General features: G+C 70.9%; 24 protein-coding genes. 11 read left to right on the forward strand and 13 right to left on the reverse strand.

Translation table 11 applies throughout. The features are described 5' to 3' along the window. The 3 genes from QMK34_RS28890 to QMK34_RS28900 all read right to left on the reverse strand — a co-directional run. The coding region (locus tag QMK34_RS28890) for a fibronectin type III domain-containing protein (RefSeq protein WP_326417658.1) at window positions 1–1,377 on the reverse strand (1,377 nt) is incomplete at its 3' end. Between the two features lie 47 nt (window positions 1,378–1,424). Continuing rightward, the gene (locus QMK34_RS28895; RefSeq protein ID WP_326417659.1) at window positions 1,425–2,681 is read right to left on the reverse strand and encodes a sensor histidine kinase; all 1,257 of its coding nucleotides are present in this window, start codon (window positions 2,679–2,681) and stop codon (window positions 1,425–1,427) included. Further along, window positions 2,678–3,352: a response regulator transcription factor gene (locus tag QMK34_RS28900; RefSeq protein WP_326417660.1), complete on the reverse strand. Its 675-nt coding sequence runs from the start codon at window positions 3,350–3,352 to the stop codon at window positions 2,678–2,680. Before QMK34_RS28900 ends, QMK34_RS28895 begins: the two co-directional genes overlap by 4 nt. Window positions 3,353–3,513: 161 nt before the next feature. Between QMK34_RS28900 and QMK34_RS28905 the strand changes: the two genes are divergently transcribed. Genes QMK34_RS28905 through QMK34_RS28920 form a run of 4 tightly spaced genes read left to right on the forward strand, consistent with a single transcriptional unit; the run spans window position 3,514 to window position 7,892 of the window. After that, entirely contained in the window at window positions 3,514–4,860 is a 1,347-nt protein-coding gene (locus QMK34_RS28905; RefSeq protein ID WP_326417661.1) for a hypothetical protein, read from the forward strand. After that, window positions 4,857–5,534 (forward strand): helix-turn-helix transcriptional regulator, encoded by a 678-nt coding sequence (locus QMK34_RS28910; RefSeq protein WP_326417662.1) that lies wholly within the window; start codon window positions 4,857–4,859, stop codon window positions 5,532–5,534. Before QMK34_RS28905 ends, QMK34_RS28910 begins: the two co-directional genes overlap by 4 nt. Further along, the gene (locus tag QMK34_RS28915) at window positions 5,534–7,189 is read left to right on the forward strand and encodes a right-handed parallel beta-helix repeat-containing protein (RefSeq protein ID WP_326417663.1); all 1,656 of its coding nucleotides are present in this window, start codon (window positions 5,534–5,536) and stop codon (window positions 7,187–7,189) included. Before QMK34_RS28910 ends, QMK34_RS28915 begins: the two co-directional genes overlap by 1 nt. 40 nt (window positions 7,190–7,229) lie before the next feature. After that, window positions 7,230–7,892 carry a response regulator transcription factor gene (locus QMK34_RS28920; RefSeq protein WP_326417664.1) on the forward strand — a complete coding sequence of 221 codons (663 nt, stop codon included), beginning with the start codon at window positions 7,230–7,232 and terminating at the stop codon, window positions 7,890–7,892. Window positions 7,893–8,153: 261 nt separating this feature from the next. Here QMK34_RS28920 and QMK34_RS28925 read toward each other — a convergent pair whose 3' ends face one another. Next, window positions 8,154–9,050 (reverse strand): DMT family transporter, encoded by an 897-nt coding sequence (locus QMK34_RS28925; RefSeq protein ID WP_326417665.1) that lies wholly within the window; start codon window positions 9,048–9,050, stop codon window positions 8,154–8,156. Between QMK34_RS28925 and QMK34_RS28930 the strand changes: the two genes are divergently transcribed. Beyond that, window positions 9,049–10,482, forward strand: a complete 1,434-nt coding sequence (locus tag QMK34_RS28930) for an aminotransferase-like domain-containing protein (protein ID WP_326417666.1) — start codon at window positions 9,049–9,051, stop codon at window positions 10,480–10,482. The genes QMK34_RS28925 and QMK34_RS28930 overlap by 2 nt on opposite strands. On the opposite strand, the gene QMK34_RS28935 is transcribed toward QMK34_RS28930, so the two are convergent. Next, window positions 10,479–11,366 (reverse strand): alpha/beta hydrolase, encoded by an 888-nt coding sequence (locus tag QMK34_RS28935; protein ID WP_326417667.1) that lies wholly within the window; start codon window positions 11,364–11,366, stop codon window positions 10,479–10,481. The genes QMK34_RS28930 and QMK34_RS28935 overlap by 4 nt on opposite strands. Before the next feature lie 106 nt (window positions 11,367–11,472). Here QMK34_RS28935 and QMK34_RS28940 point away from each other — a divergent pair, with 106 nt between their 5' ends. Further along, complete coding sequence (locus tag QMK34_RS28940; RefSeq protein ID WP_326417668.1) at window positions 11,473–12,129, forward strand: DUF998 domain-containing protein; 657 nt, start codon at window positions 11,473–11,475, stop codon at window positions 12,127–12,129. A 120-nt stretch (window positions 12,130–12,249) separates the two neighbouring features. Here the strand turns inward: QMK34_RS28940 and QMK34_RS28945 are convergent, their stop codons facing one another. Further along, window positions 12,250–12,639 (reverse strand): helix-turn-helix domain-containing protein, encoded by a 390-nt coding sequence (locus QMK34_RS28945; protein ID WP_326417669.1) that lies wholly within the window; start codon window positions 12,637–12,639, stop codon window positions 12,250–12,252. Then, on the reverse strand, window positions 12,632–12,895 hold the full coding sequence (locus QMK34_RS28950) for a hypothetical protein (protein WP_326417670.1): 264 nt from the start codon (window positions 12,893–12,895) through the stop codon (window positions 12,632–12,634). Before QMK34_RS28950 ends, QMK34_RS28945 begins: the two co-directional genes overlap by 8 nt. A 209-nt stretch (window positions 12,896–13,104) precedes the next feature. On the opposite strand from QMK34_RS28950, the gene QMK34_RS28955 reads away from it, so the two are divergent. Together QMK34_RS28955 and QMK34_RS28960 are read left to right on the forward strand one after the other, a co-directional pair. Beyond that, window positions 13,105–14,352, forward strand: a complete 1,248-nt coding sequence (locus QMK34_RS28955) for an XRE family transcriptional regulator (RefSeq protein ID WP_326417671.1) — start codon at window positions 13,105–13,107, stop codon at window positions 14,350–14,352. Between the two features lie 94 nt (window positions 14,353–14,446). Continuing rightward, window positions 14,447–15,256, forward strand: coding sequence for a phosphotransferase family protein (locus QMK34_RS28960; RefSeq protein WP_326417672.1), 810 nt, complete (start codon window positions 14,447–14,449; stop codon window positions 15,254–15,256). A gap of 95 nt (window positions 15,257–15,351) precedes the next feature. Here QMK34_RS28960 and QMK34_RS28965 read toward each other — a convergent pair whose 3' ends face one another. Together QMK34_RS28965 and QMK34_RS28970 are read right to left on the reverse strand one after the other, a co-directional pair. Next, a complete protein-coding gene (locus tag QMK34_RS28965) occupies window positions 15,352–16,590 on the reverse strand; it encodes a hypothetical protein (RefSeq protein WP_326417673.1) in 1,239 nt (412 codons plus the stop codon). Window positions 16,591–16,677: 87 nt separating this feature from the next. After that, window positions 16,678–17,628: a DNA polymerase domain-containing protein gene (locus QMK34_RS28970; protein WP_326417674.1), complete on the reverse strand. Its 951-nt coding sequence runs from the start codon at window positions 17,626–17,628 to the stop codon at window positions 16,678–16,680. A gap of 118 nt (window positions 17,629–17,746) precedes the next feature. Here QMK34_RS28970 and QMK34_RS28975 point away from each other — a divergent pair, with 118 nt between their 5' ends. Continuing rightward, window positions 17,747–19,258: a CehA/McbA family metallohydrolase gene (locus QMK34_RS28975; protein WP_326417675.1), complete on the forward strand. Its 1,512-nt coding sequence runs from the start codon at window positions 17,747–17,749 to the stop codon at window positions 19,256–19,258. 151 nt (window positions 19,259–19,409) lie between these two features. Further along, window positions 19,410–19,898, forward strand: coding sequence for an SRPBCC family protein (locus QMK34_RS28980; protein ID WP_326417676.1), 489 nt, complete (start codon window positions 19,410–19,412; stop codon window positions 19,896–19,898). A gap of 13 nt (window positions 19,899–19,911) precedes the next feature. Here QMK34_RS28980 and QMK34_RS28985 read toward each other — a convergent pair whose 3' ends face one another. After that, on the reverse strand, window positions 19,912–20,436 hold the full coding sequence (locus QMK34_RS28985; RefSeq protein ID WP_326417706.1) for a sigma-70 family RNA polymerase sigma factor: 525 nt from the start codon (window positions 20,434–20,436) through the stop codon (window positions 19,912–19,914). Between the two features lie 115 nt (window positions 20,437–20,551). On the opposite strand from QMK34_RS28985, the gene QMK34_RS28990 reads away from it, so the two are divergent. After that, window positions 20,552–21,283, forward strand: a complete 732-nt coding sequence (locus QMK34_RS28990) for a zf-HC2 domain-containing protein (protein ID WP_326417677.1) — start codon at window positions 20,552–20,554, stop codon at window positions 21,281–21,283. 46 nt (window positions 21,284–21,329) lie between these two features. Here the strand turns inward: QMK34_RS28990 and QMK34_RS28995 are convergent, their stop codons facing one another. The 3 genes from QMK34_RS28995 to QMK34_RS29005 all read right to left on the reverse strand — a co-directional run bounded on the left by QMK34_RS28995 (window position 21,330) and on the right by QMK34_RS29005 (window position 22,874). Further along, window positions 21,330–21,899 (reverse strand): DUF305 domain-containing protein, encoded by a 570-nt coding sequence (locus tag QMK34_RS28995; protein ID WP_326417678.1) that lies wholly within the window; start codon window positions 21,897–21,899, stop codon window positions 21,330–21,332. Window positions 21,900–21,969: 70 nt separating this feature from the next. After that, window positions 21,970–22,362, reverse strand: a complete 393-nt coding sequence (locus QMK34_RS29000) for a hypothetical protein (protein WP_326417679.1) — start codon at window positions 22,360–22,362, stop codon at window positions 21,970–21,972. 41 nt (window positions 22,363–22,403) lie between these two features. Then, the gene (locus QMK34_RS29005) at window positions 22,404–22,874 is read right to left on the reverse strand and encodes a hypothetical protein (protein WP_326417680.1); all 471 of its coding nucleotides are present in this window, start codon (window positions 22,872–22,874) and stop codon (window positions 22,404–22,406) included. Between the last annotated feature and the right edge of the window lie 59 nt (window positions 22,875–22,933).

Raw genomic sequence — 22,933 nt, forward strand, 5'->3', positions numbered from 1 at the left:
GCCAGCGCCCGCGGACACCGAGGCCGGGGCGCCCGGCGGGCTGGCGGGCGCGGTCGGTGGGGTCGGTGGGGTGGGCTTGGTCTTGGGCGGAGCCGAGGGCTGCTGCGTGCCCGTCGCGGGCGGGCCCGTCTGGCGGGGCGGGTTCTGGGGCGACGGCGGGGTTTCCGGCGACTGGCGCTGATCCGCGGGCGGCAGCGTGGTCGCGTCCGGCGGGGTGACCGGCTTGGGCGCGTCACCCGAATGGTCGCCGACGACTGGGACGTCCGCGATCTTGCCGTCGTGGTCGACGACGAGGACGTGCGCGCCCTGCGCGCCGTCGACGTACACGCGCGCGTCCTCCCCGCGGGTCAGGCGGGGCGGCCCGGCCTCCGGCGGGATCGGTTTGGAGCCGGTCGGCTTGCCCGCGCCGTCGTAGGTCAGCAGCGTGCCGGACTTCTTGTCCACCAGCGCGACCACCGAGCCAGTGGAGACCGGGACGGCGTAGTCACCGTCGGGCAGGGGCACGGTGACCGGCCGCACCGCGGGGTTCCCGGCGTCGACGAGGTAGAGGCGGTGTCCGGCGCGGTCCAGGATCGCGACCCGGCCGGAGACGTCGTTGGCCGCCGCGCTCGATCCCGGCGAAGCCTTGACGCCCAGCGGTATCGAGGCGCCGAATCCGGCGGGCCCGAGGGTGCGGATCGTGCCGTCGGTGGTGTCGACGAACCGGGGCTGGTCGGCCACCAGGGTCAGGACGCCGGTGTGGCCCTTGGCGGCCGTCGCCGGGCACGAGGAGATGCGGTCGGCGCCCCTGGGCACCTCGCACAGCAGGCCGGATCCCGTGCGGAACAACCAGAGTGTGCCGTCGCCGGTGGCGACCGGGTCCCCCACCGGGCCGCCCGCGGTCAGCGTGGCGGCGGGGTCGCCGAGCCGCACGATCTGGCCGGAGTCGCGGTACACCAGGTACGGCCCGCCCGCGGTTTCGACGCCGACCGGCGGTTCCGCCGAGGGCGGGGTGACGGACCGCTCGACCGACAGGTTCGACTTGCCGAACTCGGTGATCCGACCGCTGCCGACGACGTAGCCGCTGGTGTCCCCCTGCACGACCTGGCTGCCCTCGTCCCCGGGCACCGGCGCCTGCGCGTCGATGCTGCTGGTGGCGCCGTCGACGTGGAAAGCCGACTGCGCGGCGAGGTTGTAGACCCAGTGCCCGACCGGGAGGAACTGCATCCCGCCCGGCGGTTTCGCCGCCCCGGTGAGGGCGAGGGTCACCGCCGCCGCGCAGAGCACCGCGATCAGGGCGACCGGCACCCGGCGGCGCCACGCGGATGAGCGCGAGCCACCCCCTGCGCTGTTCGCGACCAGCGTGCGCGCCCCCGGGGCCGGTGTTGTTCCGTTCACCGCACGGACGGTAACCAGCTGGTTCGGGAGGGGTCCCGAACCGCGGGTCAGGGGTGGGCGGCCACCGGCAGGACGAGCTCGAAGATCGCGCCGCCCTCGTCGGCGTTGTAGATCGCGAGCGAGCCGCCGTGGGCCTGGGCGACCCAGCGGACGATGGACAGGCCCAGCCCGCTCGACCCGCTGCCGCTGCGGAACCGGTCCATCACCTCACCGGCCAGCTCGGTGTCCACGCCGGGACCGTGGTCGGCCACGATGACCCGGCCGTTCGCGACGGTGATGTGCACGATGGCGGGCTGGTCGGGCTGCCGCCCGTAGCGCAGCGCGTTGTCGAGCAGGTTGCTGATCGCCCGCTGCACGAGCCCGGGGTCGACGCGCACCAGCGAGGGCGCTGCGGTCACCGTCACACTGGCGCCGTCGGCCGGGGTCTCCTCGACCAGTGTGGTCACCAGCTGGTCGAGCCACACCGGTTCCTCGGCGAGCTGGTCGACGCCCGCCGCGAGCCGGGCCCGCACCAGCAGGCTGTCGATGATGCCGCCCATCCGCGAGGCCAGGTGGACGGTGCGGGGCAGCACCTCGGGGTCCTGCCCCGGATGTCGCAGCGCGGTTTCGGCCAGTGCCCGCAGGGCCGCGACCGGCGTGCGCAGGTCGTGCGCGGTCTCCGCGAGCAGGAGCTCCTGCTGTTCGAGCGCGAGCACCGCGGGCCGGATCGCGCGCCCGGCCAGTAGGTAGCTGCCCGCCGCGATGGCCGCGATCAGCAGGGCGCAGCCGCTGGTCACCAGCAGCAGGTAGTCCTTGTGTGCCGCCAGCGCGGGTTCCGCGTCGCTCACCGCGACAGCGGCGCCGATGTACTGCCCGGTCTTGGCGCGGAAGGGCCGGACCCCGATCCGGACGAACCCGCCGTCGGTGCCGGTGACGTACCCGATCGCCGTCCGCCCGGACTCGGCCGCTTTCTTGGCCAGCTCGACCAGTTTGGCCCGATCGACGCGGACGCACTCTTTCGCGCTGTAGTAGCCCTGATAGCTCCCGGCCCCGCCGGGCAGCACGGCGAACTGCGGGCACTGCAGGTTGGCTTCGTCGTCCTTGGCCACTTCCGTGAGCAGGCCACCGGCGTCGTACTGGACGAGCCTGAGCGCGACGGCGGTGACCTGGCTCAGGTCGTCATCGAGCCGGGTGACGCGCTGCTCGTCGTCGTTGTGGACCAGCAAGACGGCGAACACGATCAGGCCGACCGCGTTGATCGTGGTGAACAGCAGCGTGAGCAGCCACCTGAGCCGGCGCAGCCGCTCGGCCGCCGACCGCCTCACGAGGTCTGGTCCGGCATCGCCAGCCGGTACCCGCGGCCGCGCACGGTGTGGACGAGGTTCGGCTCCCGCAGTTTCCGCCGCAGCCGCAGGACCACCGCGTCGACCACATTGGACATCGGGTCGGCGGCCTCGTCCCAGCAGTGCTCGATCAGCTCGGCTCTGGCCACCGCCTGCTCAGGCCGGATGGCCAGGTACTCCAGCACCGCGAACTCCCGGCTGGACAACGTCAGCCGCACCCCGCCGCGGCGGGTCTCGCGGCGCGCGCAGTCGACCTCGAGGTCGGCGTAGCGCAGCAGGGCCGGGCGGCCGGTGTCGGCGCGACGGCCCAGCGACCGGACCCGTGCCGTCAACTCCGCGGGGGAGAACGGCTTGACCAGGTAGTCGTCGCCGCCGTGGGCGAACCCGGCGACCCGGTCGGCGACGCTGTCACGGGCGGTCAGGAACAGCACCGGGACCGTGCACCCGCCGAGCCGCCGCTGCTGCACGTAGGTGATCGAGTCGCCCTCGGGCAGCATCCGATCGAACACCGCGCAGGCGAAACCGCCCTCGTTCATCGCCGCGTCGGCCGCGGTGAGATCGCCGACGGCGACCACGTCCAGCCCGGCGGCGCCGAGCTCGGCGCGCACCGCCGTCCGCAGATCGTCGTCGTCCTCGACCACCAGTACTCGCACTGTGCGCCTCGTGTCATCGAAACCTCATGTGTCCGGGGTGATCGTAAGCCGGTGATCGCAGCCGCGGCGGCGGCGGCGACCGGTGGTCAGGAGGAGGGCAGATGGAATTCGGCGGTTCAAGCGCGGCTCAGGCGCCCCCGGCAGGCGCGGGCAGGGTTCCGGTGACGACCACATCGGGTCCGTACGCTAACGCGTCCGTCGGCCAGGTTCACCCGATCGCGCCGAGTTGGCCGCAACCGGCCACCCACCCCGGTCAGTTCACTGTGGACAGTCAGCAGCAGGCGGCCGGACGGCCGGTGCGGGTGGTCGCGGCCGCGGCGGGCACCGCGGCCGCGTACGCCGGGCCGATGGCCGCACCCGCACCCATGGCGTACGCACCGGGCAGGCCGCACGTGGCCCAGCGGGCGCTGCCGAGGCCCGCCGCGGCACCGCAGGTCAGGCAGCAGGCTCCGGCCGGGAACCGGCCCACCGGGTACACCGAGCACCTCGGCGTCGTCCAGGTGATCTGGTGGCAGGTGGCGGTCCTGTCGGTGCTGGGCTCGCTGCGGCAGCCGTGGCCGGTCTTGGCGTCGGTTTCGGCCGGAGCCGCGGTGGTGCTCGCGCTGACCGCGATCCGGGTGCGCGGGCACTGGCTCTACGAACTGCTCGTGCTGCGCTTGCGGTTCCAGCTCCGGGCCCGCCGCCACGATCTGCCCGACCGGGCGGACAAGGCGCTCGCACTGCTCGGCCTGCTCCGCCCGGGTTCGTCGGTGCGGACCATCGACACCCGGCAGGGCGCGACCATGGTGCTCGGCAACGAGCACGGGCTGACCGCACTGCTCAAGCCTCGCAACCCGCCGATGGCCGCGTCGTTCCCGCCGCCCGCCGACCTGCTGCCCGGCGGCGACGGGCAGGGCCACGAGTTCGCCGTCCAGGCGGCCTTCCACTCCCCCGCGCGCCAGGGCACCCCGGTCCGGCTGTGGCTCGCGGTCCAGGCCGTGCGCACGGCCGAGGTCCCCGATGACGAGGAGCTCGAACTCGCACTGCGCAACGCGCTGCGCCGCGTCCGGCGGGCGCTCGTCCGGGCCGGGGTGCCCACCGAACCGCTGCCGGAGGACGCCGGGTTCGCCGCGCTGACCGCGCTGGCCCACGTCACCGGCGGCCGCCACGAGGTTCGCGAGGACTGGGGCTTCTGGCGCACCGGCCCGGTGTCGCAGGCCTGTTTCACCGTCGACGGCTGGGCCGGGCTCGACGGCCGGGTGGCGGCGCGCTGGGTCGCGCGGCTGCTCACGCCGACGGCGGGCATCGCGGTCACGGTGACCGTCGCCGCTCGTTCCGGCGGCCGCACCGGCACCCGGGAATCCACCGCGGTGCTGCGCCTCGCGGCCGTCACCGAGGCGGCGGTCGACTCCGCCGCCACCTGGCTCACCGCACTGCTGGCTCCGGCCGGCCTCCATCTGTCCCGTTTGGACGGTGACCACCTCTCCGGGGTCGCCGCCTCCCTACCACTCGGAGGTTTCCCGTCATGAGCCTGCTCGCACTCGACCCCGCAGCCGGGCTCCCCGGCTGGTCCGGCGCCGGTCCCGAAGCACTCCTGGCGTCGGCCACCCGCGACGTCCTGATCCTGACCGGCCGCACCACCGCCGGGCTCGACCCGATCGGCACCCTGCGGCCGATCGACCACGAGAACCTGCGCCGCGGGGTGCGGTACCGGGTGCTGGCCACCGACCGCGCGCGCACCGCACCCGGGCTCTCCTCCCAGCTCGCCGGGCTGGCGATGGCGGGCGCGGCCGTCCGGACCGTCGCCAGGATCCCGGGCGACGCGCTGGTGATCGACGGGACCGTGGCGGTGCTGCCGGTCAGCCGGACCGCCACCGGCGCGGTGTCCGGGGTGGCCTCGTTCCACCTGCCCGCCGTGGTCACCACTACCGTCGAGCTGTTCGACTGGGTGTGGGCCGCCGGGGTGCCGATGGTCGCGGCCGGCGTGCCGGAGAACGAGACCGCCGCCGCCCGGCAGCGGAAGCTGCTGACGCTGCTGGCCGAGGGCTGCACCGACGCGATGGTCGCCGACCGGCTCGGCATCTCGGTGCGCACGGTGCGCCGCACGGTGTCCGAGCTGATGAACCGGCTCGGCGCGGCCAGCCGGTTCCAGGCGGGCGCCAAGGCCGCCGCCCGCGGCTGGCTCGCCGAGAAGGCGAGCTGATGACGGCCGCGGCCACGGCCCGCACCCTGCACGTCGCGCCAGACAAACCCGGCGCCTACGCGACCATCGGCGACGCCGTGCGGGAAGCGCCGGACGGTGCGGCGATCTCGGTCGCCGCCGGGACCTACCCGGAGACGTTCGAACTCGTCGGCCGCGCCTTGACCCTGCGGGCGGCCGAAGGCGCGACGGTATGCCTCGAGATCTCCGACGGCGACCGGCCGGTGGTGAGCCTGCGGCAGGGATCGCTGACACTGCAAGGGATCGACGTCCGGACGACGGCGAGCGGTATCCGGGCCGAGGACGCCGAGCTGACGGTGGAACGATGCACCGTCACCTCCCGGCTCGGGCCCGCGATCGGGATACGCGGCTCGCGGCGGTTCCTGATCAGCGGGTGCACGCTCAGCGGCGCCGAGCAGGGTGTGACGGTGGAAAGCTCGTCCGGGCGGATCGAGTCGACGTCGATCACCGACGTCGGCGGCGACGGGGTGGTCGCCGGGCTCGGCGCCGATCCGTCCATAGTGGACTGCGTGATCGCGGGCTGCGGGCAGCGCGGGATCTACGTCTACCAGTACGCCCGCCCGGTCATCGAGGGCTGCGACATCTCCCGCACCGCGCGCGAGGGCATCGCGGTGGTGCACCAGAGTGTGCCGCGGATCCGGCACACCACGGTGCACGACGTGAACGGCGCCGGGATCGCGTTCGGTCCCGGCTGCGGCGGGGTCGTCGAGAACTGCCGCCTGGACAACACCGCCGACCCGGACATCGAACTCGCCGACGGCGCCGACCCGGTGATCATCCGGCTCGCGGCCGAACCGGCCCGCCCGGCCGCCGCCGAACCCGGCGTCGGGGGGCTGCTCGCCGAACTCGACGCCATGGTCGGGCTGCCCGCGGTGAAGGCCGAGGTCCGCGCGGTGGTGGACGAGATCCAGGTCAACGAGTGGCGCCGCCGCGCCGGGCTGTCGGTCGGCGCGGTCGGCCACCACCTGATCTTCGCGGGCGCGCCGGGTACCGGGAAGACGACGGTCGCGCGGGTCTACGCGCGGCTGCTGCGCGAACTCGGCGTGCTCAGCGGCGGCAAGTTCCGTGAGGTGTCGCGGCGCGACCTGGTCGGGCAGTACATCGGCCACACCGCCGAAAAGACGTCGCTCGTGTTCGAGGAGTGCAAGGGCGGCGTGCTGTTCATCGACGAGGCGTACACGCTTTCACGGCAGGCGGGCTCCGGCGGGGACTTCGGCCAGGAGGCCATCGACACGCTGGTGAAGCTGATGGAGGATCACCGCACCGAGGTCGCGGTGATCGTCGCCGGGTACACCGGCGAGATGATGGACTTCCTGGCCGCCAACCCGGGGCTCGCGTCGCGGTTCGCCAAGACCATCGAGTTCGAGGACTACTCGGCGCCCGACCTGCTGCTGATCATCGAGCGGATGGTCGCCGACGCCGACTACGAACTCGCCGCGGACACCACCCCCGTCCTGCTGGACCACTTCGCCCGGATCGCGGGCACCGCCGGGTTCGGCAACGCGCGCGACGCCCGGCGGCTGTTCGAAGGCGCGCGCAAGGCGCAGTCGCGGCGGCTGCGCGGGCTCGGCCGGATGCCGGACATCGCGGAGCTCAAGAGCCTCCTCGCCGAGGACGTCCTCGGCGCCACGGGGTAGTGGTGTGGCGCTCGCACACGAACCGCTACCGTTCGTACTCGTGCGAGTACTCCTCATCGAGGACGACGAAAACCTGCGCATCGCCGTCAGCGGTTCGCTGCGCGGGGCCGGGCTGGCGGTGGACACCGCCGCGGACCTGCCAGCCGCGGACGAGGCGCTCGCGGTGAACGCCTACGACTGCGCGGTGTTCGACCGGATGCTGCCGTCGGGGGACTCGCTGCACTACCTGCGCCGCCGCCGCGCCGAGGGGTTCGCCCTGCCGGTGCTGTTCCTGACCGCCCTCGACAGCGTCGCCCACCGCGTCGACGGCCTGACCCACGGGGACGACTACCTGGTCAAACCGTTCGCGATGGAGGAACTGGTGGCCAGGGTGCTGAGCCTGTGCCGGTGGGGCGGCGCGGCGGTCACGCCGCCGGTCCTGCGCTGCGGCGACCTCGAACTCGACGCCGGGCGGCACGAGGTCCGCCGTGCGGGTGTGCTGCTGACCCTGACCAGGACCCAGTTCACGGTGCTGGAACTGCTGGTTTCGCGGCAGGGGACGCCGGTGAGCCGCACCGAGCTGATCGAACAGGGCTGGGACGAGATGGCCAATCCGGCGTCGAACGTGCTCGACGTCCTGATCGCCCAGCTGCGCCGCAAACTCCACACCCCGCCGATGCTGCACACCGTGCGCGGCTTCGGCTACCGCGTCGACCCCGCCTGAGCGCGTCCGGAAACTGATGTCATGCCGTCCAGTCCCCTTCAGTCGCCACCCCAGGCTTGCCGTATGCCCTGATGGGAGCCTTCACGGCGTTTAACGCTGTCATGGTGGCCTTCAGGGGCACGCATGAAACGGTCAGGGAGGTATGAAACGGGCGAATGGGTGGATTTTCTGTCCTTTGTGGAGGGTAAGCGGCTTCGAAGGACAGGTGCTCGAGGCTTCGAGCGGCGGCTGCTACGTCCGTTCTCAGACGCGTTCTGAGCGCTAGGTCCGTGCCCGCTGGGTGACCGCGATGCAGCCGAGCACCACCACCGCGGTGATCGGCGCCGCGACCGGGAGCTGTTCGTGCAGCAGCAGCACGGCCCACACCAGCGTCAGCAGCGGCTGCGCGAGCTGGAGCTGACTCGCCCTTGCCACGCCGATCTGTGCCATTCCCTTGTACCAGGCCACAAAACCGCCGGACTGCGAGAGCAGCGCGACGTAGGCGAACCCCGCCACCGCCTGCCCGCTGAGGTGGATCGGCTCGGTCGCCAGCGCCACCGCGGTCAGCGGGACGGTGACCGGGAGACCGACCACCAGCGCCCAGGCGATGACCTGCCAGCCGGGCATCTCGGCGGCGAGCCTGCCGCCCTCGGCGTACCCGAACGCGCAGAGCACGAGCGCGCCGAACAGCAGCAGGTCCGCCCCGGACGGAGCGCCCTGGCTCTGCAGGACGGTGAATGTCAGCACCGCCACCGCGCCGGCACCCGCGGCGAGCCAGAACCGGCGAGACGGGCGGCGTCCGGTCAGCACGGAGGACACGACCGCGGTGGCCAGCGGCAGCATGCCGATGACCACCGCTGAATGCGCTGTCGAGGACGTGCGCAGTGCGAGGGTGGTCAGGATCGGGAAGCCCAGCACGCACCCGGCGGAGACGACGGCGATCCCCCGCCATTGGGTCCGGCGCGGCAGCGGCACCCGGCACGCCTTGAGCGCCACGGCCGCGAGCAGCGCCGCGAGGACACACCGGCCACCCGAGGTCGTCCACGCGCCGAACCCGTGCAAGGACCACGCGGTCGCCGGGAAGCTGAACGAGAAGACCAGTACGCCCAGCGCCGACAGCAAGATTCCGGTGGCGGGCGCTACTCGCCGGAGCGTAGTAGCGCTATCGTCTAGCTTCATGTCCGATAGTAGCAGTGTCACTTCGTTGCTGGTAGAGCTTCGGGGCGAGCTGGAGCGCTACCCGGCGGGGGGCAAACTGCCGTCCAGTCGCGAGCTGGTGCACCGGCATCGGGTGAGCCCGGTGACGGTGTCGCGGGCGATCGCGGCGCTGACCGCCGAGGGCCTGGTGATCGCTCGGCCGGGCGCCGGGGTGTTCCGCGCCCCGCCCCGGCGGGCGCCCGCGAGCGCCGGGGACGTGTCCTGGCAGGAGGTCGCGCTCAGCGCCGGGGCGGATGCCAGGACGATCGACGCGGTCGGGGTGCTGGCCTGCTGCACCGACCCGCCACCCGAGGTGATCGACCTCAACGGCGGTTACCCCCACCCGGTATTGCAGCCGGAACGCGCGCTCGCCGCCGCACTGGCCCACGCCGGACGTCGTCCCGGCGCCTGGACCAGGCCGCCACTGCACGGCCTGCCCGAGCTCCGCACCTGGTTCGCCCGCGACATCGCCGGTCCCGGCGGCACGCTGACCGCCGAGCACGTGCTGATCACCTCGGGCGGGCAGAGCGCGCTCACCACGGCGCTGCGTGCGCTGGCGGTGCCCGGGGCGCCGGTGCTGGTCGAATCGCCCACCTACCCGGGGCTGCTGGCGATCGCCCGCGCGTCCGGCCTGCGCCCGGTCCCGGTGCCGGTCGACGCCGACGGCGTCCGGCCCGGCCTGCTCGCCGACGCGTTCCGCGACACCGGCGCCCGGGTGTTCGTCTGCCAGCCGACGTTCCAGAATCCCACCGGGGCGGTGCTTTCCGCGGCACGGCGGCTGGACGTGCTGCGAATCGCACGAGAGGCTGGCGCGTTCGTCGTCGAGGACGATTTCGCGCGCCTGCTGGCCCATCCCGGCTCCCCCGCGCCCCCGCCACCGCTGGCGGCCGCCGATCCCGACGGGGTGGTGGTCCACATCAGATCGCTGACGAAACCCACGTCGCCGAGCCTGCGGATCAGCGCGCTCACCGCTCGCGGGCCCGCCCTGGAACGGCTGCGCGGCCTGCACACCGTCGAAAGCTTCTTCGTGCCAAGGCCACTGCAGGAAACCGCGCTGGAACTGGTCAGCGCGCCCGCCTGGCCACGTCACCTGCGGACCCTCACCACGGCCTTGCGTGATCGCCGCGACGCCACGATCGCGGCGCTGCGCGAGCACCTGCCGGGCCTGCCCGCGCCCGACGTTCCGCACGGTGGCTACCACCTGTGGCTGCCCCTGCCGGACGGCGCCGACGAGGCGTCGTTGGTCAGCGCCGCGCTCCACGGCGGGGTGGCGATCACGCCGGGCAAGCTGTACTTCGCGGCCGAGCCGCCGGGGCCGCACCTGCGGCTGAGCTACGTCAGCGCAGGCACCGTCGGAGAAGTCGCCGAAGGCGTCCGCCGGTTGGCACGCGCCTGCCCAGTCTCTTGGCGCTAGACGAGCGTCAACGCTTCGACCAGGAACCGGGTCTGGTCCTCGACGGCGCGCTCGAAAACCGGGCCGCGGTAGATGCCGAAGTGCTCGCCCGGATAGGTGATCAGCCGTCCCCGGGGCGCGGCCCGCGCCGCCGCGACGACCGGCGCTTTGGGTGTGATGGTGTCCGCTTCACAGGCGCAGAAGAGCGCTGGGCACCGGATCCGCCCGGCCACCTCGCCGGGGCGATACCCAGGCAGGCTCAAGACGACGCGCGCGGCGACGGCGTTGTCCCAGCTCGCCCCCGGCTCCAGCAGCGAGCGGAACTGCGCCTCGGCACCCGCGACCCGCAGCAGCGCGGCGGAGTCCGGATCGCCGATGGTCGGCACGAGCAGCGGGGACCGTGACCCGGCCGCGGCGAGCGCCCGGTCCGCCAGCGCCTTCACGACGAGCTTGACCGTCCGGGCGCGGGGCAGCGCGCGCCGCCGGACCAGCCCGAGGTAGGGAACCTGGGCCACGACGGCGGCGATCCGGGGGTCGCGCGCCGCGAGCGAGACGACATGCCCGCCGCTGAACGACGAACCCCAGAGCGCGATCCGGGCGGGGTCGACCCCCGGCAGCCCGCGTGCGTGCTCCACCGCCGCCGTCCAGTCCGCGAGCTGCCTGCCGACGTCGAGCACCTGCCGGGGAGTCCCTTCGCTGTCCCCGAAACCCCGGTAGTCGAACACGAGCACGGCGAACCCGGCGGCGGCGAACCGGCGCGCGTAGGAGCCGAGCCCCAGCGCCCTGGTGGCCCCGAACCCGTGCGCCATCACGACAGCGGGCGCGTCCCCGATGGCCTCCGGCGGGTAGAACCACGCCGCCCGGCGCTCCCCCAGCCTGCCGAACGTCGTGTCCTCGCGGATCATGTTTCCTCACAATGTGCTTTCGTTGTCCGGCGCCGAACTCAGGGATCACCGGCCGCGTGCCGATGGTCATGGTGAGGCTTCGAACTCCCGTGAACAGGAGACTGTCATGAGCCAGGCGACCGCACCACAGCAGGACACCCTCGTCCACTCGTACCTGTTCCTCCGCCGCGCCATCGGCGTGATCGGCGTGGCCCTGCCACTGGTCCTGATCCTCGGCAAGCTGGTCGTCGACGGCGGTGGCCTGCTGGACTCACTCAGTGGCTACTACTACACCGACGTGCGGGACGTCTTCGTCGGCGCGATGTGCGCCACGGGCGTCTTCCTGCTGTCCTACCGCGGTTACGGCCGTACCGACGCGGTCGCCGGTGACGTCGCGGCCGTCGCGGCGATCGGCCTGGCGCTCTGCCCGACGAAGCCCGGCGGCGCCCGGACGCCCGCGGACAACGTCCTCGGCACGCTGCACCTCGTGTTCGCCGCGGTGTTCTTCCTGACGCTGGCCTATTTCTGCCTGGTCCAGTTCACCAAGAGCGACGCCGCGAACCCCACCCCGCGCAAGACCCAGCGCAACATCGTCTACCGCGTGACCGGCTGCGTCATCCTGGCGAGCCTGGTGCTCATCGTGCTGTCCAACTGGCTGCTGAGCGCCGAGACGAGCACGCTACATCCCGCGCTGTGGCTGGAAACAGCCGCGATCCTCGCGTTCGGCGTCGCATGGCTGACCAAGGGCGAGGCCATCCTCGGCGACTTGAAACCCTTGCCCTGAAACGGAGTCGACGCACGCGGCGTGGGAAATCACCTCCCCGCACACGGTCGCGGACCGGCCCACCCCGCAGAGGTACTCCCATCGCGCCTTGCGCGCGTATCACACGTACACCGAACCGTCCTACTGGACCACGCATTCCGCCAGCCACGCGGCGGCACGGAACGGCGTGTCCAGCGGAACGGAGCCCGTGAGCTCCGCAGCGGACATCCGGTAGCCACGCCAGGTCAGCCCCAACGCCCGCCACCCGGGCGCCAGGTTCTCAGGCTGACCGCCGGAGTCGTCGGCGACCAGCACGAATCGCAAGGTGCACCCCATCGCCTCCGCGTAAGCGATGAGATGCCGCACCAGCACCGTCGAGTGATACCAATTCCCCTCCACTCGCGACACCGTCGAAACGGGCAATCCCACCGCCCGGCCCACCCATTCCTGCGACAATCCCCGCCGGACGCGCAGGGCCCGCAGTTCCGCCACCAGTTCGCCGACCCCCTCGACCGAAGTCACCTCAGCCACGACCGGCCACCCTGCTCCGCCGCTTCGCCCGCGATCCCGGCACCGGCGTCAGCACCACCTTGCACCGCGAACACACCGCGCCCGGCTCGGAGATCAACGAGGCAGGCACGAAACGGACACCACAAATCCCGACATAAACGCCGTCCCCAGCAGCGAGCCCGGCCGCGAACCCATCATCGGTCACCGCATGGTCCACCACCGGTGTCACCGCCGTCACCCACGTCAGATGGACACGTTTGCGAACCGTCGTTTTCATGACCCCAGCGTCCGATGGCCGCACCCTTTTCCCGAGGGCAGGTTCCAGGGCATCTCTGTCCTGCCCGGGGCATTCTGGGACGTTGGCGCGGTCGGACAGGTACGGTCACCTGACAACCTGTTCAGGAGGTAACGGCAATGGTTACGCGCAATGAGGCCCTTCGCGCGGTTCGCGAAGCGACGTCATCGCGAACCAGACCCGGCGAACAAATGAGCCGTGGCGAACTCGCGGACGCGGTCAACGAGTATCTCTGGCACACCCGGCGCAAGCGTTTTGAGCTCGACGGCCATTCCGTCGCGCGTTACGAACGCGGACAGGTACGCTGGCCGAACGAGCCATACCGCGCAGGCCTCAGGGCCGTTCTCGGGGTCGACAGCGACGCGAAACTGGGCTTCTCCGCCAACCGGCGCGGTAGCACCGGTCCGCTGACAGGCCCGGTCAAGACCGTGACCACGGGCGGACTCAAGGCCACCGCCGATCTCGGCACCACCCCGACAGAGTTTCTCCGGCGCATTACCCTCGAAACCCCGGTCCCGGCCCGCGTCGGGCAGACAGAGGTGGACCACGTACGCGCGACGACAAGCGCCATCGCCATGTCGGAGAACCTTTTCGGCGGCGGCCTGTCCTGTGAAGCGGCAATGGGTCAACTCCGGTGGGCAGGCAAGCTCCTGGAATCGAGGGCGGCCGACAATGTACGTAACGCGCTGCTGGAAGCGGTCGGCAACCTCGGCGGCGTGGTCGCATACTCGGCTTTCGACATCGCCGATCACCGCGCGGCCGACCACTGCTTCGAGTTCGCCTTGTGGTGCTCCGAACAAGGCGGTTCCTGGGGCCTGCGGGCAGACACGTTGGCGGGCATGGCACGCAAAGCGACCTACCTCGGCAATTTCGAGGAAGCCCTCACCCTGATCGAATTATCACAGGTGAGAGCAGACAGACTGACCAGCACCGCGCGAGCCATGTTAGGGACGGTCCGTGCGCGGTTGCTCGGTTTGACCGGGCGGAACAGAGAAGCCCTTGATGAAGCGAGCAGGGCCGACGATCACTTTGCCGAACGCTCGAACGACGAAAATCCGCCATGGCTGGTCTACTACGACGAGGCGGAACACCAGGGCAGCATCGGCAAAGCGTTGATTCCGATCGCGAAAGACGAGGGCAAACCGGAGTTGGCTTCCTCTAGGCTCGAAGCCGCCATCCGATTACACGACGCTCGGTATCCCCGTTCCCGGGTATTTTCGCAAATCCGCTTGGCCTCACTCTTGATGGTGACAGACGACCCCAGACAAGCAGCGATGATCGGCAGAAATGCTGTCACCGGGGCCGCACCGCTCAACTCCGCAAGAGTCATCGCCGAGTTGGACGACCTGAAGCGGGTGGCAGAACCTCACAAGAGCATCGGAGACGTAACGGACCTGTGCGACGGCATCGCTGCCATGGCCAGACCAGCAGGTCCTTGACATCATCACCCGCGTGACACCGAAACCGACGTCAGCGGGCAGAGTCCTCCTGGCCGCAGCGGCGATAGCCGGACTGGACGCCACCGAAGCCAGGATGATCCGCGACGGTAACAACACGATCTACGAACTGCCGGACGGCATCGTCGCCCGGATTGGACGAACAGGAACGTCGGACATCGCTCGCCGGGAGGTGCAGGTCTCACACTGGCTGACTGCCGAGGCGGGCATCCGGGTCGTCCAAGCGGTTCCCGGCCTGCCGCAGCCGGTAGTGATTGAGGACAGGCCGGTGACCTGGTGGACTCTCATTCCGAAACACCGGTCCGGAAGTCCTGCGGAGCTGGGCACGCTGCTGGCCATCTTGCACTCGCTACCAGCCCCGACCGCGTTCGAACTGCCGATCCACGACCCGTTCCACGGTATATCCCAGCGGCTCGACACCACCGACTGGCTCGGCCAAGCTGATCGTGAATGGTTTGTCGAGCGACTGACCGCAGTGCGCGACGACTACACAGGGCACAACCATCGACAGAGTCGGACCGTGATCCACGGCGACGCTTGGCAAGGCAATGTCGCCGTTACGGAGGACGGTCACCCCGTTCTGCTTGACCTGGAGAATGTCGCGCTCGGGCACCCGGACCATGATCTGATCGACCTGGCGGTCGACTACCTCGACTTCGCCCGCCTGACCCAGGCCGACTACGAGTCCTTCGTGAAGGCCTACGGTGGCCACGACGTAACCGAGTCGCCCGGTTACCGCACCCTTGCCGACTTGCAAGAGCTTCGCTGGCTGTCCTTCGTGATGACCAAAGCCGCCGACGACCCGGCAGCCGCCGAGGAGGTACGTCACCGGATCGCTTGTCTTCGCGGTGAAGAGCCCCGCCCTTGGACGTGGACGGCTTTCTGACCTGCCAACGGAGTGATCTCACTGCTTTCGCTCACGGTGGCGGGCCAGTCGATCGAGCCAGCACCGAAACCCGATAGCGCTGCTTGCTGGCCAGGCTACGCCCGCAACTCCGCCACCAGTACCTGTGCCGCCGCCTTCGCGGGCTCCGACAACGGAGTCGGCTTCCCGCGACGGGCGGCGATGCGGATCGCGTTCGCGCACACAAGCAACTGGGACAACCTGCCGGACCGAGTCCGCAAGTCTCCGCCGAACTCATGCTGCACCCGCGCCGCAACGGCCGCGTCCGGTAAAGCTGACTGCCACAACGTGGCAGCGTCGAGGCCACGCGGAGCCGCGCCCCAGTCTTCCCAGTCGATCAAGTGACCCTCAACGGACAGATTGCCCCAGTGCACATCAGCGTGTGCAGTGGTCCAGTCGTCAACGGTCGTGTTGACCCCGTCGAACACCTCACTGATCCGCTTAGTCAAGTGAGCTTGGGTCATCCCCACCCGTTCGGTCTGGTGGGCCGCAAGTGCCGTCAGGGAGTCCCGGACAGTTGCCCACCAGGCATCCGGAAGCGTGGCCGCATTGGCGAGGTCACCCACGACTAGTGCGGAGATCAGTTCGACCTCGTCGGCTCGCCACACGACTTCACGAGCGTTGTCGGCCCACGTCGTCCCCTGGAACCACTCGGGCTTCTTCACGCCCTTGACCGTCGAGGCCGCTTCAAGGCCGACCCACACCGCACTGTTGATTCGCCAGCGATTGCGCCGCTCGACCCGCGCCCAGGTGCCGTTACTCGTGCGGAACCCCTCGGTGGCTCCAGAATCGCCGTAGACCACAGACGACCGGTCAAGGCGCAGGTCGAGGACGTGTTCAACGCGGCGGAGAACGTCCTCATGGTCATGTACTCGGACATCGAGAACAGCCACCGGAGAGCTGGACAGTGGAGGAGTCGTCACTACGTGCCCCTTCGAGGATCGGAACCAGTCGCGCTCATCATCCACGATTCGCGCTGGATCGAACCCGTTAGGTGAGCTCTGCCCCCTTCCTTTGGAGACCTTCTGCGCGACGAGACGCCCATTCCTCCTGATGAAGCCCTTGTTGAAGCGAGCAGGGCCGACGATCACTTTGCCGAACGCTCGAACGACAAGAATCCGCCATGGCTGGTCTGCTACGACGAGGCGGAACACCAGTGCAGCATCGGCAAAGCGTTGATTCCGATCGCGAAAGCAGGAGTCATCGCCGAGTTGGACGACCTGAAGCGGGTGGCAGAACCTCACAAGAGCATCGGAGACGTAGCCGACCTGTGCGACGGCGTCGCTGCCATGGCCAGACCAGCAGGTCCACGTCACCGGATCGCTTGTCTTCGCGGTGAAGAGCCCCGCCCTTGGACGTGGACGGCTTTCTGACCTGCCAACGGTTCCCGAGGCTCGGCCGACTCAGGATTCGCGGCGGGCGCGGGCGCGGCGCTTGCCCTCGTGCATGGCCGCCACCCTGGCCACCGGGATCTCGTGGCCCTCGGCCACCAGCGCGGCGTCGAGCCGTTGCGGCGCGGGCATCGCCTCGGCCCACGGATCCCCCTCGCCCAGCAGGCCCGGCGCGGTGCGGATGGTGAAGTCGGCCGGGGTGACGCTTTCCAGGTCGTCCCAGGCGACGGGGAACGAAACCGGCAGGCCCGGCCGGATGCGGGGGCTGTACGCCGCCGCGACCGTGGCACCGCCCGCGCGGGTCGAATCGAGGAACACCTTGCCCTCGCGGTCCTCCAGGATGTACGCCGTGGTCGCGACGGCCGGGTCGAGCCGCTCGGCCCTGGCGGCGAGGGCGCGGGTGGCCGCGGCGACGTCCTCGGCAGGCGCCGGTTCGACCGGTACGAACACGTGCACGCCCTTGGCGCCGCTGGTCTTGACCGCACCGGCCAGCCCGGCGTCGGCCAACGCCTGACGCACCAGCAGCGCGGCCCGCACGGCCGGGGTGAACCCGTCCCCCGGCGGCGGATCGATGTCGAGGATGAGGTGGGTGGGCCGGTCCCGGCTCTCGGCGAGGGACAGCGTCGGGTGGTACTCGATCGCGCGCTGGTTCGCGAACCACAGCAGCGTGCGGCGGTCGTCGCAGAGCGCGTAGTTGACCTCGCGCTTCGACGCCTCCGCCCACACAGGCACCCGCCGCACCCACTCCGGGGTGTACTTCGGCAGGTTCTTCTGCATGAAGGGCTTCTGGCCGCGCAGCACCCGCATCACCGACAACGGCCTGCCCGCCAGCCCCGGCAGGATGCGGTCTCGCACGGCGTCGAGGTAGTCCACGAGGTCCCGCTTGGTCGCGTCCTCCCCCGCCAGCAAGGGCTGGTCGAGGTTGGTCAGGGGTACGCCCGCCCGCTCGTCGTCACCGCTCATCGGACCCACCCTGCCAGGTCGTGACCGTGGGTCAACTCCTCAGTTGTTCACCCGATGGTGGTTGAGACGTCGCCGGTGCCGACCTAGCGTCGTGGCCGTCACCGATGCGGAGGTAGGCATGTCCACTGGAGATCTCACCCGGCGCAATCTGCTGCGGGCAGGCGGTGCCGCGGCCGCGCTGAGCCTTCTGCCCGGGGTCGCGTTCGCCACCCCGGAACCCGGGACCGCCCAGCAGACGAAGACCGTGACGGGGACCTTCAAACCGGACATCCCGGACTGGTACTACCTGCCCGTGGAGGTGCCGCGCGGGGTCAGCCAGATCGACGTCGTGTACTCCTACGACCGGCCGTCCGTGCCCAGCGGCACCCGCGGGAACGCCTGTGACATCGGCATGTTCGGCCCGGAAGGCCACCAGCTCGGCAACCAGCGCGGTTTCCGCGGCTGGTCGGGCGGGTTCCGCGACCGGTTCTCGATCAGTGCGTCCGAGGCGACGCCGGGCTACCTCGCCGGGCCGATCAAGCCGGGCACCTGGCATGTCATCCTCGGCCCGTACACCGTCGCGCCGCAGGGCCTGAACTACCGGGTGGACGTCACCCTGCACTTCGGCCCGCAGGGCACGCCGTTCAAGCCCAACCCCGCGCCCGAGACCGCCCCGGCCCGCCAGCGCGGCAGGTCCTGGTACCGCGGTGACTGCCACCTGCACACCGTGTACTCCGACGGCAGGCGCACGCCCGACCAGCTCGTCGCCGACGCGCGGGCCGCCGGGCTGGACTTCATCGTCTCCACCGACCACAACACGTCCAGCTCGCAGCTGCAGTGGGGCGATCACGCCACCGACGACCTGCTCATCCTCAACGGCGAGGAGGTCACCACCCGATCGGGGCACTGGCCCGCGATCGGGCTCCCGGCGGGCACCTGGATCGACTGGCGCTACCGGGCCGCGGACCCGGCCGATTTCCGCCGGTTCGTCAACGAGGTGCACCGGGCGGGCGGCCTGGTCACCGCGGCCCACCCGTTCGCGAACTGCTTCGGCTGTACCTATGAGTTCGCCTACGAGATCGCCGACCTGGTGGAGGTCTGGAACGGCCCGTGGACCGAGGACGACCAGGCGAGCGTCATCCACTGGGACGGCCTGCTGCGCGGCGGTCTCTGGATCCCGGCGATCGGCGACTCCGACGCGCACAACCCCGATCAGCGGGTCGCGCTGCCGCACACGGTCGTGCAGGCCGACAGCCTCCGCAAGGAGGACCTGCTGCGCGGGCTGAAAGCAGGGCGCGCCTGGCTCGCGGAGTCGTCGGCGGTCACGCTGTCGTTCACCGCGGCGGCCGGCGCAAGCACCGCGCAGATCGGTGGCCGGGCCGATGTCGGCACGGGCACCCCGGTGACCGTGCAGGTCGTCGTCGGCGGCGTCCCCGGCACGACGGTGTCGATCCTCGACCAGCTCGGCCCGCAGCACACCGAGACGGTCGGCGACTCCGGTTCAGCCACCGTCACCTGGACGACGTATCCGCGTTACAGCCGCTGGGTCAGGGCCGAAGTCCGGCGCCCGTCCGGCGGCCCGAACACCGCCACGCCCAACGCGATGGTGGCGATGACCAACCCGATTTTCCTCGGACCAGAACACGGGTAGCGAATGTCCGTCCGCCGAGCCGGATAAATGGCGGAAAAGGAGCGCGGCCGTGGTTTCTTGTCACCGTGGTCAGGCCTGCGGCCGCGCGGTCTTGTAACCCCCGTACGACCCGTCGGCACCAAGTTGACCATGACCCCATGGACATGCTGAAGTGCTGAGCAGACAGGGCGGCACGACGGGGAAACGGGGTTCGGTGAAGAGTTTCGGTTTCGCCATCAAGCGCAGTTATCCGGCCACACCGGCGATTATTTTCGACATTCTCTCCGACGTGCCCGAGTGGAAACGCTGGGCCTGGCCGCTGATTCTTTCCTCGAAATGGGAGAAACTGGGGACGGACACCGACGGCGGGCTCGATTCGGTCCGCTCGGCAGGCATCTGGCCCTTTTTGATCAGGGAACGGATCACCGAATACGAGCCGGGCAAGAAGCTGTCCTATTGCTTCGTCGGGCGCGTCGTGCCCGTCAAGGACTACCACGCGACGGTCACGCTGGAGGAGAACGGCGGCGGGACCGACCTGTCCTGGACCTCGTCGTTCGCCCCGCTGGTCCCGGGCAGCGGCAGGCTACTCGAACAGGTGGTCCGGCTGCCGGTGCTGTTCATGGTGTGGCGGCTGAAAAAAGCGGCTCGGCGGAAAGGCTGACGAGCGGGCCCGCTCACATCGCGTTGTTCTGCTCGTCCCTCGCGCGCAGCAGGTCCTCGCGGGCACGGGAGACCCGTGAGCGCACCGTCCCGATCGGACACCCGCACACCTCGGCAGCCTCCACATAGGACAGTCCGAGGAACTGGGTGAGCACCAGCGCTTCCCGCCTGTCCTCGTCGAGCCCGTCCAGCAGCAGCCCGAGCTCGATCAGGTCCTCGAAACCGGCGCTGCCCTGGTCGCGCACGGCCCTGTCCTCCGCCGCGCGCTGCCAGTCCTCGGCACCCGAGAGCCGAGGCCGCGCCGAGACCGAGCGGATGTGGTCCACCACGACCCGCCGGGCGATCGACAGCAGCCAGGTCCGCGAGGAGGACCGGCCAGCGAATCGCGGCAGGGAACCGAACGCGCGGAGGTACGTTTCCTGGGTCAGGTCGTCGGCCAGCGCCGGGGAGGCGCGATGGGCGAGGAAGCGCCAGACGTCGGCCTGGGTCGCGCGGACCCACTCCTCGAGCGCGGTGCGGTCGCCCCGGCCCGCCGCCATGGCGAGCCCGGTGATCCGCTCGTCATCGTTGTTCGACCGACCTGGGGACACGCACCCAACGTAGTGCACGGGTGTGCCGGGAACTCAAGCCGTCTCACGGACGACTAACTCTTTCGTGAGCTGTGAGACCTACCGTGAAGCGCTGTCCGCCCGCATCGACGGCGAGCGCGGACCGCTGCCCGAACAGCAGGTGGACCTGCACCTGACCGGCTGCCCGGCCTGCCATCGCTGGTACGAGCAGAGCCTTCTCCTGCGCCGCTCGATGCTGGTCCGCGCGGCGCCCCCGGTGCCGGACCTCACCGCCGCCATCCTGGAGAACGCGCCCCCGCCGCGGGAGAAATGGGGCCTGCGGATCGCGCTGGGCACGGTCGCGCTGGTGCAGTGCGGGCTCGCGTTCGCCCAGCTGCTCGGCGTCGACACCGGCATGCACGGCGCACCGGGCGGGTTCATGCAAACCCATCTGATCAACGAGAGCGCCGCGTGGAACCTGGCCGTCGGCATCGGGCTGCTCTGGGCCGCGCTGCGCACCCGCGCCGCCGCCGGGCAGCTGCCGATGATCGCCGGGTTCGTGCTCGTGCTCACCGTCGTCTCGGCCGGGGACCTGCTCGGTGACCGCGTCACCCCGGAACGGTTGCTGTCGCACGGTTTCCTGGTCGTCGGGCTCGCGCTGCTGTTCGCCGTGCACCGCCGCCACCGGGCAACCCACCAGCCGGGCCCGGTCGTCGGCGACGCGCTGGACACCGGCGAGGACCTCCGGCTCACCGAGCACGGCTCGTTCGGCGCCGCACCCGGCATCCGGCGGAGCCAGGAGGCACGCCGCCCGGCCGGGAAACACCGGGCGGCTTGACGGGCACCCGGTGGCGGGGCCGGTCTGGCCCCACCACCGGTGTCGCTCAGCCCGCGCTGAGCAGGCCGTTCATCGTCGTGATCTCCCGCTGCTGGGCGTCGATGATCTGCTGCGCGAGCTGCTTGGCCTCGCCGCTGCCGCCCTGCCCCAGCTCCGCCTTGGCCATGTCGATCGCTCCCTGGTGATGGGCGGTCATCATGGTGAGCCACCGGCGGTCGAACTCGGCGCCCTTGGCCTTGGCGAGGTCGGCCATCTCGGTCGCGGACATCATCCCGGCCATCGAGCCGTGGTCCATCCCGGCCATCGGCGCGGGCGCGCCCCAGGCCGTCAGCCAGCCGGTCATCGTGGCGATCTCCGGGTCCTGAGCCTGCTGGATCCGGCTCGCCAGGTCCCGGATCGGCTGGTTGGCCGTGCCCGCGGGCACCAGCTTCGCCATTTCGACGGCCTGCTGGTGGTGCGGGATCATCTGCTGGGCGAAGGTGACGTCGGCCTGGTTGTGCCCGGCCGCCGAGGCACTGGCGCTCGGGGCGGGTCCGGTGCTCTGGCCGGCGCAACCGGCGAGCAGCACGCCCGCGGCGAGTACGGGCAGTACGAAGCGCATGGTTCGGTGAATCATTGGTGGGTCCTCTGTTTCCGCGTGGGTTCAGGTCATGACGGCGTGACCGGCGAGCGACCGGCCGGGCCTGTCAGACCCGCAGCACACAGGCGGTGAGGAGGATTTCGCGACCACGTCTGGACGGCGGTGGGCGCGAGGGACCCGGCCGCCGGACGCGCTGGGCGAGCGACGGCGCCACCGCGCCCACGACGCCGAGCAGCCAAAGCACCACGGCGAGACCCGCGAGGGCGCCGAGCACGGCCAGGCACAGATGCAGCGGATCGTGGTGCATTCCGGGGTCCATCGGCGCCGGATCCGCGGCGGGCAGCCCTGGCGCGGCGACCATGACCATCGCGGCGGGCGCGGGGTCGTCCATCGAGTGACCGGGCTGGGCCGTCCCGACGTGGTGCATGGCGACCACACCCCAGGCGAGGGCGCACAGCAGCGCCCAGCGCGCCCAGGTGCCCGTCTTCCGCCCGCTCATCCCCTCACCATACCCAGCCCAGGTATCTCCCGCCGGTCGGGTCAGTGCGCGGTGACGCAGTGGCAGCCACCGCTGACGTGACAGATCTGGCCGTCGCTCTCGGGGTTGCGGAGGTAGCGGGTGCCGTCGTCGAGATCGACCTCGATGACGTCGAGCGGGTCGACCGCGGACACGGTCCCGTAGGTGGCCGTCCGGGTGCGGGTTTCCGGGTCGGGCGCGCTGAACACGACGACGCGGTCGCCGGGCTGGAAGTGGTTCCACTGCCAGCCGTTGAGGTCGAACCAGGTGCCGGTGAACGCCCGCGAGACCACCGCGAGCGCCACCCCGGTCGCGGCCGCGACGCGGCACATCGTGTCCACCGAGACCAGTGCGGCCGGATGGGTGGGCGAGCCGGCGTCGAGCCAGGAATCCAGGCTCGCCGCCGGCAACCCCGCCGACGCGGCGATGGACCGCACCGACCGGCCCGGCTGATGACGGTCCAGCAGTACGGCGACCCGCGTCCTGTCGTGCATCCGGCCTCCCACTCTCCGGACCAGACTATCCCGCATCTGCGGATCCAGAGAATGTTTCC

Origin of the sequence: Amycolatopsis sp. H20-H5 (assembly GCF_035828755.1) — a bacterium.
Taxonomy (GTDB): Bacteria; Actinomycetota; Actinomycetes; order Mycobacteriales; family Pseudonocardiaceae; genus Amycolatopsis.